Here is an 11,732-nt window from a genome sequence, read left to right as displayed (position 1 = left end):
TTTTTCTTGTGCATTAATAGTTGTAAATCCGAAAACTGCTACTGCAGCCATAAATAATAATTTTTTCATAATTTAAGTTTTGTTTAAAATTAATTTGGTCGGCAAATGTAAGTTTTGGATTACTATTTTTTATATCAAAAATGTTAAAGTTTTATACCGTTTATCGAAACTATTTAAACAAAAAATGAGAGGCAAATGCCTCTCATTTTTTGTGAAATGTATAAAAGTTAGAATTTATATCCAACTCCAATATAAAAACCACTTAACTTAGAAGAGAATCCATCAGGAGCATCTTCTATTAACTCTGCTAAACCAAGACTATATCTAGCTTCAATTAAAAATTCTTCAGTAATATCATAAGCAGCACCAGCTTCTATACCATAGTTAAAAGAGCTAAAACCATCAGCAGTGTCAGTTAAAATTCCTAAAGCAGGTCCTGCTAAAATGCTAAATTCTTCTGAAACTGAATAGTTTGCCATTAATGGAATGTGAATTTCTCCACCATCCTTAATAGAAACATACATTACTTCTGGTTGAAAAGCAAACTCTTCAGAAATTTCAATTTGAGCAAAAACACCCACATAAAATCCAGTTTCCGAAGCTGTTACACTAACCCCTTCGAATTCTACCTTATTTGACGCTAAGTCAACACCTGCCTTAGCGCCAAAAGTTTGTGCATTAACATTTGCAAAAGCAAAAACTGCAACCGCAGCACATAAAAATAATTTTTTCATAATATTTAAGTTTTAAAATTGATTAGTACAAACTAAAGCCTTTTTTTTAAAAAAATGAAATTTCTCAGCACAGTTATTAACAATTTTATAAACACAAACCACTAAGTAATTGATAATCATAAAATTAATTTTTATTTTATTAACAATTTTTATAAAAAATACGTAGAATTACGTAGTAATTTTCTCTTTTTATAAAACTTAATTTGCTATATTTAAGCATGATATGGCAACAAGCACTTACAGATTATAAGCATTATCTTCAAATTGAACGTGGTTTGTCCGAAAATTCTATAGCTAATTATAGCTATGATATAAAAAAACTCATTAAATATTTAGAAGAACATTCTATAATTGTTTCACCTGTTTCTATTGACAACGAGATTGTAAAGCAATTTGTATATTCCATTTCTAAATCTATAAATCCAAGATCTCAAGCGCGATTAATCTCTGGACTTCGTAATTTTTTTGATTATCTAATTTTTGAAAAATACAGAGATACTAACCCTTTAGATTTAATTGAATCTCCACAAATTGGCAGAAAGCTTCCAGACACCTTATCTATTAGTGATATTGACAACTTAATTGAGGCCATAGATTTAAGTTATCAATATAATGGTGTTAATCTAGGTGAACGTAACAGAGCTATAATCGAAACTTTATATAGTTGTGGCTTACGTGTAAGCGAACTTATAGAGTTAAAATTATCTGATTTATTTTTTGAAGAAGGTTTTATTAAGGTTACAGGCAAAGGAGATAAACAACGTTTTGTTCCTATTGGCGCAATAACTCAAAAATATATTGGCATTTGGATAGCTATAAGAAACCATATCGTTGTGCAACCCAATTCTAAAGACATTCTCTTTTTAAATTATAAAGGAAAAAAGTTAACACGTGCTATGATTTTTACAATTATTAAAACGTTAGTTAAAAAATCTGGATTAAAGAAAAACGTATCACCACATACCTTTAGACATTCTTTTGCAACACATCTTTTAGAAAATGGCGCTGATCTTAGAGCTATACAAATGATGCTTGGGCATGAGAGTATTACAACTACAGAGATTTATATGCATGTAGATCGTTCTCACCTTAGTGAGGTCTTAAATAAATTTCATCCTAGAAAATAAAAAAGACAATCAATTTCTTGAATGCCTTAAATAATTAACCTGAATTAGTTCTGTATTACTTTGCAATATTTACAGCTCTTGTTTCTCTAATCACTGTAACTTTAACTTGCCCTGGATACGTCATATCTGTTTGAATCTTTTGAGAAATCTCAAATGATAGACTAGCTGCTACTTCATCAGAAACCTTTTCACTTTCTACAATAACGCGTAGCTCTCTACCAGCTTGTATTGCATAAGCTTTCTTTACTCCTGGAAATCCAAAGGCTACATCTTCTAAATCTTTAAGACGTTGTATATAAGAATCTAAAACTTGGCGTCTTGCACCTGGTCTTGCACCAGAAATAGCATCACATACCTGAATAATTGGCGACAATAACGTCGTCATTTCAATTTCATCATGGTGAGCACCAATGGCATTGCAAACTTCTGGTTTTTCACCATGTTTTTCTGCCCATTGCATTCCTAAAATAGCATGAGGTGTTTCTATATCTGCTTCAGATGATGGCACTTTGCCTATATCGTGTAAAAGTCCAGCACGTTTTGCCAACTTTGGGTTCAAACCTAATTCTGCAGCCATTACACCACAAAGTTTAGCAACTTCACGTGAGTGTTGTAATAAATTTTGCCCGTAAGACGAACGGTATTTCATTCGACCTACCATTTTAATCAATTCAGGATTTAATCCATGGATTCCTAAATCGATAACTGTACGCTTACCAACTTCTATAATTTCTTGTTCAATTTGCTTTTCGGTCTTTTTTACTATTTCTTCAATTCTTGCAGGATGTATTCTACCATCAGTTACTAATTTATGCAATGACAAACGTGCTATTTCGCGCCTTACAGAATCAAAACACGATAAAATAATAGCTTCAGGTGTGTCATCTACAATAATCTCTACACCAGTTGCAGCTTCAATCGCTCTAATGTTACGACCTTCTCTACCAATTATTCTACCTTTTACATCGTCAGATTCAATATTAAAAACAGATACACAATTATCAACAGCTTCTTCGGTTCCAATACGCTGAATAGTATTAATAATAATCTTCTTAGCTTCTTGCTGTGCTGTTAACTTCGCTTCTTCTATATGATTTTGTATAAAAGCCATAGCATCGGTCTTAGCTTCTTCTTTTAAAGATTCTATTAGTTGTTCTTTGGCTTCCTCAGCAGATAAAGTAGAAATTACTTCCAATTGTTTTATTTGACTTTTATGTGCCTTTTCTACTTCGTCTTTCTTCTTTTCTACAAACTCTAGTCTAAAGTCGTAGTCTTTCATTTTATCATCTAAAGATTGATTGGTTTTTTTAGATTTGGATAATTCATTAGAAATTTGAGATTCTTTATCTCTAATGCGTTTTTCGGCTTCAGCCATTTTCTTATCACGAGAAAGAATTACTTTTTCGTGTTCTGCTTTAAGCTCTATAAATTTTTCTTTTGCTTGAAGCATTTTGTCTTTCTTAAGTGCTTCGGCGTCTGTTTTAGCTTGTCTTAAGATAGATTTTGATTCGCCCTCTGCATTTGATATTAACTTTGAAGCGCTTCCTTTTTCTAAAGATTTTGCTATAATATATCCTAGTATTAATCCTAATACTACTCCTCCAACAATATATAAAATTGTGTTAGTGTCCATGTTCATTATTTAGTTTTAGTATATAAAAAAGCCTACATCAGTTTTGGGTTTTGTATAAACTCCTTAAAAACAAGTTTAGGGCTAACAAGCTGATCAAAAATCTGTCTAAGATACTTAGATACCGAAACAAGTTCTGTATTAAGCACTAACAGCGCGATTTTACAACTTCAACTCACCCTTTTTAAAGAATTAACGTTGAGTTTATCAAAAAATATAACTAATGTAGGCAGTAACCTTTTTTATTTTAAAGAACGTACGAGTTAAATATGTGATTGTAAAAGGTCATTTAAAGCTTCTAACTTTTCTTGAACTTCTTCGTTTACATATTCTTTATCTATAGACTTTTGCTCTACTTGAGCAGCAAATTGCAAAGCGCACATGGCTAAAACATCTTGCTTATCTCTTACAGAGTAATTTTGCTCAAATTGCCCTATCATGGCTTCAATTTTCTTTGTAGCCTTACGTAAACCTTCTTCTTGACTCGGATTAATCGTTAATGGATAAACCCTATTTGCGATTGAAAGTTTAATTTTTAATTGGTTTGGCATCTAGTCTAATTTACAACTTTATTCCGAGAGTTGTCCAATACAATGGTCAATGTCTCTAATAAGTGCATTTATTTTGAGCTTTGTTTCTCGTTTATTTTCGTCACTACCAAGCATTGAATTTGCTATTTTGAGCGTATCATACTTTTCTGCCCAAGATCCTAATTCCTCTTGCTGCTCTATAAGTTTTTGCTGCTGCTGTTCTAATTGTTCAGAGAGCTTAGCGTTGGTTTGTTTTAAAACCTCTTGCTTATGTAAAACCTTACTGATTTTATTCTCTAAAGCATCAACAATGTCTTCTATTTTACTCATTAAAGCAATTCAATACTATTGAAACAAAGTTAACATACCTAATCAAAAAATACAATTCTTTTACAATTATTTTTAATTGATGTAACATTAAAAAAATTAGTGCGTTAAGAAATAGACTAGACTAAAGAATTATTAAACAAAATACGCACTAAATATTTTATCTCATCAAAAATTCAATAAGTCAAAATTTGCAATAAGATTGGGTATATTAAAAATAATACGGTTTTAACATTTGCATATCGGAATCAAATTAATATTTTAGCTACAATAGTCAGTTATATGAAAAAAAATTTGCTCTTATTTTTATTGTCTAGTTCTATTTATGCACAATCAGAATATCCGCAAGATTATTTTAGAAATCCTTTAGATATTACATTAGTGCTTTCTGGTACGTTTGGAGAATTGCGATCTTCTCATTTTCATTCTGGCCTCGATATAAAGACACAGCAAAAACAAGGGTTAAAAGTTTATGCGGCGACTGAAGGTTATGTAAGCAGAATTAAAATTTCACATTATGGATACGGAAAGGCAATTTACATTACACATCCAAATGGTTACACAACTGTATATGGACATCTTCAAAAATTTTCTGAACGTATAGAAAAGTATATTAAAGAATGTCAATATGACAAGGAGAGTTTTGAAGTCGAAGTTTTTCCAAGTTCCCAAGAATTGATAATAGAGCCAAATGAAGTCATCGCTTACTCAGGCAATACAGGTGGTTCTGGAGGCCCTCATTTGCATTTTGAAATTAGAGACAACCAAGAACGGCCAATAAACCCAATGCTTTTTGGTATAGATATTAAAGATTCTAAAGCCCCTTTTGTATCTGCAATTTACGCATATCCTAAGGACGAAAACGCAGTTATTAATGGTGAGAATGAAAGAATTCCGCTGCGATTAATTCCGCAAAAAAATGGGGATTACGAGGTTGAAAAAATCTCGGCATACGGTAATATTGGTTTTGGTGTTACAACTTATGACAAGCAAGATCTGGCACCAAACAATAATGGTGTAAGCAATATTCAAACCTTTTTTAATGGCAATAAAAGCTTAGAAATAGATTTTAAGCGTTTTAGCTTTAATGAATCTAAACACATCAAGCGTTTAATTGATTATAAGCACTTTAAAAGTAAACGATCTCGAATTCAGAAGTTGTTCATTCAAAAAAACAATCCACTAAGTCTTTATAAAGATGCTTATGATTATGGCTATATTATGGTAGAAGACAGCACCTCTTCCGTTTATAAAATTAGAATAAGTGACTATAAGCAAAACGAAACTTGGATAACTATTCCTGTTAAAGGAAAGTATGAAACTAAAGAGAGAGAAGTCATTGATAATTTATTAACCAAATCTCTTGTTTATAGTGATAAAGCTACCACATTAGAATCAGAAAACATCAAAGTTAACTTCTATAAAAACACGCTTTATGATGATAATTTTATAGATTTCAAAGTCAATTGCGATACATTATATCTTCATGAAGACAAAATACCTTTGCAAAAGAATTTTTACATCAATTACGACTTAAGTAATTATAAATCAGAACACCTCGATAAAATTTTTATTGCAAGATTATATGGTTATTACAAAAAGCCAAGTTATGTAAACACCAAGCGCAAAGGCAATATCCTAAGTGCTGGTAGTAAAATTTTTGGCACCTATACATTAGCTATGGATACAATTGCACCAACTATTAAACCAATTAATTTTCAGAATAAGAAATGGCTGAGCAAATATCGCTACTTAAAACTAAAGATAGAAGACCAACTTTCTGGCATTAGTAAATACAGAGCTACTGTAAATGGAAAGTGGATTTTAATGGAGTATGATTATAAAACTAAAACGATTACTCACGATTTTAATGATAATATAGTTAAAGACACTAAGAACGAATTAAAAATAATTGTTACAGATAATGTTGGAAATAGTTCTACATTTGAAATAATCTTTTTTAGAAAATAAAACTAAACTATTTGAAACGCTTACATTTTATAGTTCTCCTAAGCTTACTTTTTAGCCTTCTATCCTTTTCGCAATCTGCAATTATTAGAGGTGTTATTTTAGATGAAAATAATAACCCAATTAATGATGTAAACATAAAAACCAGTACTGGAGAAGGCACTGCAAGTAATGAAAATGGTTTTTTTGAACTAAAAATTCCCTTTGGAGTTGAGATTACCATAGCATTTACACACATTAACCATAAACGTGTAGAAGCTAAATTCAATTTAAAAAATGGTCAGGAATTAGAATACAACCCAGTAATGATGGTTGAAGTAGAGCAAATTGCAACAGTCGTAATTAATACCAATACAAGGCAATCTGTAGATGGAGTAACCTCTATTTCTCCACAAATGATTAGAACGATAAAAGGCGCGCAACCTGGTGTTGAGAATATTTTAAAAACTTTACCTGGCGTTAATATTTCTAATGAATTAAGCACACAGTATTCTGTAAGAGGTGGGAATTTTGATGAAAATTTAGTCTATGTTAACGAAATTGAAGTGTATCGCCCTTTTTTAATTCGTTCTGGTAACCAGGAAGGTTTAAGTTTTGTAAACACAGATTTAGTGCAGAATGTCGATTTCTCCGCAGGTGGATTTCAAGCTAAATATGGAGATAAATTATCTTCAGTTTTAGATATTACTTATAGAAATCCGGTTGCATTTGGGATTAGAGCAGATTTAAGCTTATTAGGAGGAAGTGTTGCTGCAGAAACGGTTTCTAAAGACGGTAAATTTTCAGGAATTGCAGGAGTGCGGTACAGAGACAACAGTTTAATATTAAATAGCCTTGAAACCGAAGGCATAGTAGAGCCTGTTTTTGCAGATGCTCAGACTTATTTAACTTATCGTTTTTCGAGTAAATTTCATTTAAATTTTCTTGGAAATGTTTCATTGAACACATACAACTTTCAACCAGTAAATAGACAAACCAACTTTGGAACCTTACAAGACCCTGTTGCACTTTTAGTATTTTACGATGGCCAGGAAAAAGATCAATATCAAACCAATTTTGGTGCGTTTAAAGCTAATTATTTTGTTAATGACAATTTAACGTTAAAATTAATTGCGTCTGCATACCTTACCACAGAACAAGAATACTTCGATATTTTTGCACAATACAGATTGGGAGAAGTGAATACTAATATTGGTGATGAAAATTTAGGAGAAGTAGAATTTAGTGAAGGTATTGGTTCTCAATTAACACATGCAAGAAACGACTTAGATGCTTTTATCGTTAATGCAGAACATAGAGGTGATTATAAAATTGACGACGAAAGTACGGTTGAATGGTCTGTAAAATACACACAAGAAGATATTAGAGATAGATTAGTAGAATGGGAAGTTATTGATTCCGCAGGTTTCTCTATTCGTCCACCAAATTTTAGCTCACCAAACTTACAACCTTATAACTCCTTTTCTGGCCCTCTAACAGCTTTTGAAAATATAAGAGCACTAAACAGAGTGCAAATTGGCCGCTTACAAGCATTTGGGCAATACAGCAAAAGAACAAGTTGGGGAAAGAATGAAGTGTTTTACAATGTAGGTGTTAGAACACATAGTTGGACAGTTAAAGGAGATGGTATTGAAGGTTCTTCTCAAACCGTAATTAGTCCTAGAGCACAATTTGCTATAAAACCAGATTGGGATAAAGATGTACTCTTTAGAGTTGCAGGTGGCTTATATTACCAACCACCTTTTTATAGAGAATTAAGAGATTCTTCTGGAGTAGTACAACCCAATGTAAAAGCGCAAAAATCTTTTCATATCGTTTTAGGAAATGAGTATAGTTTCGAAATTTGGGATAGACCATTTAAACTCGTTACAGAAGCCTATTATAAAGGAATTACTGATGTGAATCCTTATACGCTTGAAAATGTAAGAATTCGTTACAGAGCAAAAAATAATGCCAAAGCTTATGCTTATGGATTAGATATGCGATTAAACGGAGAATTTGTGCCAGGTACAGAATCTTGGTTTAGTTTTGGCTATTTAAAGACCGAAGAAAATATTGATAATAGAGGTTATATAGCAAGACCAACCGATCAACGCTTAAAGTTTGGTGCACTTTTTCAGGATTATGTACCAAATATGCCAGACTTAAAAATGTATTTAAATTTGGTTTATAACACAGGTGTTCCAGGTGGATCGCCAAGTTATGCAGATCCTTACGACTTTCAGATACGTTTACGCGACTACAGACGTGCAGATTTAGGTATTTCTTTTGATGTTGTAAACCCAGAAAAAGTATATAACTCAAAATGGAAAAAAGTATTTAGAGAACTCTCTGTTGGTTTTGAAATCTACAATATGTTTAATAACCAAAATTCTATAACCAACACTTGGGTAAGAGATGTTTATACAAAACGCCAATTTGCCATTCCTAATTACTTAACACCTCGTGTTTTTAATTTGAGATTGTCTGCTAGGTTTTAATTTAAAACTTATGAAAACCTTTATTGCTATACTTCTATATTTTAGTTTATTAAGTATTTATTCTCAAAGTGAAAAACTTATTTATTATTATGATGTTGATGGGTCTAAAATTTCTAAAAAAAATTATGTTGAAAAATCTTCGCGATATAAGTCTTTAAATAAAAACTATCTTTCTATAACGTTTGAAAACGATACATGCTACATAAAAAAATTAGTTAAACGGAAAAACTATGGTAAATTAAAAAAAAGTGAACTAGACTCTTTATATAAAACCATTAATAACACTACAAAATCTAATCAGAAATTTACATTAATTCATTATCACCCAGGAAGAGATGGATGCAATGATGGTAGTATTTCAAGTAATGGTATTAAAAATAATATCTATAATAAACAATATTTAAGAAGACTTAAAAAAGACTATAAAATATACTGGATATATAAAAAAGACGAAACCTTAAATTTTGAAAAAGCTAAATCCATTGATTGGCAAATAGACAAAAATCAATTCATTGAAAAAACATTTTTTAAATATCATTATTTATGTAATAGTTTTGTTATTATAGACAATGATACAGGCAATTACATTTCTATATTTGGTGAATCTGGTGGGCAAACTGTAATCGAAATTGCTGAAGAAATGAAAAAAATTAAGAATTAACAAACTCCTTTAAAACACTAACCACATAATCTAGCTCTGCTTTAGTATTAAAAATACTGAATGAGAAACGTATAGAAGGTCGTTTTAAATGATTTGCATCTAATATAGCAGTGAGTACATGTGATTGTTGATTACTACCACTTTGGCAAGCACTTCCTTTTGAGCAAGCAATACCCTTTAAATCGAGTTGAAATTGCAACATTGGTGCTTTTTCTGGTGCAATTGGCAAACAAACATTAACTAAGGTATAAGTACTATTGATAGTATCCTCACAACCACCATTGAAATTTACACCAGTTAAATTCGCTTTAAGTTCTTTAATAAAATAGGTCTTCAAATCTGAAACGTATTTCTTTTCATCATCAAGATTAGTATAAGCTATTTTTAGTGCTTCATCCATACCAACTATATTATGTATAGATTCTGTACCAGCTCTATAACCTCTCTCCTGTTCACCACCAAAAATTAAAGGTTTTATACCCGATTCTTTTCTAATAAAACAAAAACCGACACCTTTTGGACCATGAAACTTATGTGCACTCGCAGCCAAAAAATCTACAGAAACCTCTTGCAAGTCTAATTTATAATGTCCTATAGACTGAACCATATCACTATGAAATAAAGCATTATGGGTTTTGCACAGTTTTGCAGCACGTTTTATATCTAATATATTACCAACTTCATTATTAATGTGCATTAGACTTACAACAGCTTTATCACTAGACTTTAATAATTGCTCTAAGTGCTCAAAGTTTATTAAACCACAATCATCTAAATCTACAAATTTTATGGTTATATTATACTCTTTTTGTAATTGTTCAGCAGTATATAAAACAGCGTGGTGTTCAACCTTAGAAGTGATGATTTCCGTAATTCCTAAATCTCTTACAACACTTCTTAATGCTAAGTTATCTGCTTCAGTACCTCCCGAAGTAAATACAATCTCTGATGCAGTTACATTAAAATAACTAGCAATGTTTTTACGACATTGCTCTAAAAGTGCTTTAGATGTGCGTCCAAAACTATGCGTAGAAGATGCATTTCCAAAATTATCTTGAAGAATTTGTGTCATGCGATCAATGACTTCTGTTCGCAAAGCTGTTGTTGCTGCGTTATCTAAATATACTTGCTTCATGCGACAAAAATATTGTAAATAAAATTATTTAGACAATCGAACGTTATAATTTTACAAATCCTTTATTTTTGTTCAAAATTGAAGCTATGGTACGTCGTTTTTATATATTATTTTGTTTAGCATTTCTAGTCGCTTGTGATGATGGTGATATTATCAATGTAACATTAGATTTTGATGAAGTATTAGAACGTTGTGACAATTTTGAAGACTCATATCTAGTATATAATACTCGTGAAGATCCTAATGAAGCATTGATATTGATATTGCCAAAGCCATCTAGTGATTATTTATTCACAACAGCTACTGAAACGCCAGTAACACTAACAATACCTGATGAGGTAAGATTTAATTATAGAACTTACAATAAAACATTAGAAAACAACGTGCTTTGTAATATTTTATCAGATCCTAACTTAGTGGTAACAGATGATAACGAAGCTTTATCTGGTACTGTACAAGTGGTCGTTACCCTTGTTGATGATGATAACGATGGTATACCAAGTGCAGATGAAGATCTTAATAATAATGGTAATTATGACGATGACCATTCTGACACTGATGGCATTCCTGATTATTTAGATCAAGATGACGATAACGATAATGTATTAACAAGAGATGAGGATAATAATGATGATGGAGATAACAATCCATATACCAATAAGCTAGATACAGATGGAGATAGTAAACCAGATTACTTAGATACAGATGATGATGGTGATGGAATTGATACACGATTAGAGGATGTAAATGAAAATGAAAGTCCACGAGATGTGGTTGATTTCGTTACTGATGAAAACGGTGAGAATGTTTATAGGTATTTATATAATCATCCAACTGCCATGGAAGCCTTTCCTGATTCAGGTTTAATTAATAACACTTATACAAGAACTGTAACAACTGTATTTACAATATTTAATACTGGTTTAGGACCTATAAGTTCTACAGAAATACAGTTTGGAACTTATGTAAGCGATCCTGAAAGTTTCACGACTGTAAATGATGACTAAGCAGACACTATCTTAAAAAATCTCAGATTAGAATTTAACCTGAGATTTTAAAACTTACACAGTTTAAGAGATACTGCCACTAAGCTTCTACATTCTGAAAAACCCTAACCTCAGTAGCACCTAAACCATAGGT

Annotated in this window: 10 protein-coding genes and 1 other RNA gene; 5 read left to right on the top strand and 6 right to left on the bottom strand. The window is 31.4% G+C overall.

Annotation, left to right across the window (positions count from 1 at the left end):
- Nucleotides 1-227: 227 nt before the first annotated feature.
- Nucleotides 228-734 carry a porin family protein gene (locus AAC053_RS12070; RefSeq protein WP_339756933.1) on the bottom strand — a complete coding sequence of 169 codons (507 nt, stop codon included), beginning with the start codon at nucleotides 732-734 and terminating at the stop codon, nucleotides 228-230.
- A 218-nt stretch (nucleotides 735-952) separates the two neighbouring features.
- Between AAC053_RS12070 and xerA the strand changes: the two genes are divergently transcribed.
- Nucleotides 953-1,861, top strand: a complete 909-nt coding sequence (xerA, locus tag AAC053_RS12065; RefSeq protein ID WP_339756931.1) for a site-specific tyrosine recombinase/integron integrase — start codon at nucleotides 953-955, stop codon at nucleotides 1,859-1,861.
- Between the two features lie 55 nt (nucleotides 1,862-1,916).
- Here xerA and rny read toward each other — a convergent pair whose 3' ends face one another.
- From rny to AAC053_RS12045, 4 genes are all read right to left on the bottom strand, one after another.
- Nucleotides 1,917-3,494 (bottom strand): ribonuclease Y, encoded by a 1,578-nt coding sequence (rny, locus tag AAC053_RS12060; protein ID WP_339756928.1) that lies wholly within the window; start codon nucleotides 3,492-3,494, stop codon nucleotides 1,917-1,919.
- Nucleotides 3,495-3,550: 56 nt separating this feature from the next.
- Nucleotides 3,551-3,695, bottom strand: a non-coding RNA gene (ssrS, locus tag AAC053_RS12055) — 6S RNA.
- A gap of 59 nt (nucleotides 3,696-3,754) precedes the next feature.
- Nucleotides 3,755-4,042: a cell division protein ZapA gene (locus tag AAC053_RS12050; protein WP_339756925.1), complete on the bottom strand. Its 288-nt coding sequence runs from the start codon at nucleotides 4,040-4,042 to the stop codon at nucleotides 3,755-3,757.
- An 18-nt stretch (nucleotides 4,043-4,060) separates the two neighbouring features.
- Nucleotides 4,061-4,351 carry a hypothetical protein gene (locus tag AAC053_RS12045; protein ID WP_339756922.1) on the bottom strand — a complete coding sequence of 97 codons (291 nt, stop codon included), beginning with the start codon at nucleotides 4,349-4,351 and terminating at the stop codon, nucleotides 4,061-4,063.
- A 279-nt stretch (nucleotides 4,352-4,630) separates the two neighbouring features.
- Between AAC053_RS12045 and AAC053_RS12040 the strand changes: the two genes are divergently transcribed.
- The 3 genes from AAC053_RS12040 to AAC053_RS12030 are packed head-to-tail and all read left to right on the top strand — an operon-like array spanning nucleotide 4,631 to nucleotide 9,457.
- Nucleotides 4,631-6,319 (top strand): M23 family metallopeptidase, encoded by a 1,689-nt coding sequence (locus AAC053_RS12040; protein ID WP_339756919.1) that lies wholly within the window; start codon nucleotides 4,631-4,633, stop codon nucleotides 6,317-6,319.
- Between the two features lie 11 nt (nucleotides 6,320-6,330).
- Complete coding sequence (locus AAC053_RS12035; RefSeq protein ID WP_339756916.1) at nucleotides 6,331-8,796, top strand: carboxypeptidase-like regulatory domain-containing protein; 2,466 nt, start codon at nucleotides 6,331-6,333, stop codon at nucleotides 8,794-8,796.
- Nucleotides 8,797-8,806: 10 nt separating this feature from the next.
- On the top strand, nucleotides 8,807-9,457 hold the full coding sequence (locus tag AAC053_RS12030) for a hypothetical protein (protein WP_339756912.1): 651 nt from the start codon (nucleotides 8,807-8,809) through the stop codon (nucleotides 9,455-9,457).
- Here the strand turns inward: AAC053_RS12030 and AAC053_RS12025 are convergent.
- Nucleotides 9,447-10,592: a cysteine desulfurase family protein gene (locus tag AAC053_RS12025; RefSeq protein WP_339756910.1), complete on the bottom strand. Its 1,146-nt coding sequence runs from the start codon at nucleotides 10,590-10,592 to the stop codon at nucleotides 9,447-9,449. The two genes, AAC053_RS12030 and AAC053_RS12025, sit on opposite strands and share 11 nt — an antisense overlap.
- 68 nt (nucleotides 10,593-10,660) lie before the next feature.
- On the opposite strand from AAC053_RS12025, the gene AAC053_RS12020 reads away from it, so the two are divergent.
- Complete coding sequence (locus AAC053_RS12020; protein WP_339756907.1) at nucleotides 10,661-11,599, top strand: hypothetical protein; 939 nt, start codon at nucleotides 10,661-10,663, stop codon at nucleotides 11,597-11,599.
- Nucleotides 11,600-11,732: the final 133 nt, after the last annotated feature.

Origin of the sequence: uncultured Winogradskyella sp., assembly GCF_963975125.1 — a bacterium.
Classification (GTDB): Bacteria; Bacteroidota; Bacteroidia; order Flavobacteriales; family Flavobacteriaceae; genus Winogradskyella.
The sequence above is the reverse complement of the archived record's forward strand: the minus strand, read 5'-3'. Positions and strand labels throughout refer to the sequence as shown.

Bases quoted from the DNA above. Each gene is read 5' to 3' on its own strand.
- AAC053_RS12070 (WP_339756933.1), bottom strand. From the start codon at position 734: ATGAAAAAATTATTTTTATGTGCTGCGGTTGCAGTTTTTGCTTTTGCA.
- xerA (WP_339756931.1), top strand. From the start codon at position 953: ATGATATGGCAACAAGCACTTACAGATTATAAGCATTATCTTCAAATT.
- rny (WP_339756928.1), bottom strand. From the start codon at position 3,494: ATGGACACTAACACAATTTTATATATTGTTGGAGGAGTAGTATTAGGA.
- AAC053_RS12050 (WP_339756925.1), bottom strand. From the start codon at position 4,042: ATGCCAAACCAATTAAAAATTAAACTTTCAATCGCAAATAGGGTTTAT.
- AAC053_RS12045 (WP_339756922.1), bottom strand. From the start codon at position 4,351: ATGAGTAAAATAGAAGACATTGTTGATGCTTTAGAGAATAAAATCAGT.
- AAC053_RS12040 (WP_339756919.1), top strand. From the start codon at position 4,631: ATGAAAAAAAATTTGCTCTTATTTTTATTGTCTAGTTCTATTTATGCA.
- AAC053_RS12030 (WP_339756912.1), top strand. From the start codon at position 8,807: ATGAAAACCTTTATTGCTATACTTCTATATTTTAGTTTATTAAGTATT.
- AAC053_RS12025 (WP_339756910.1), bottom strand. From the start codon at position 10,592: ATGAAGCAAGTATATTTAGATAACGCAGCAACAACAGCTTTGCGAACA.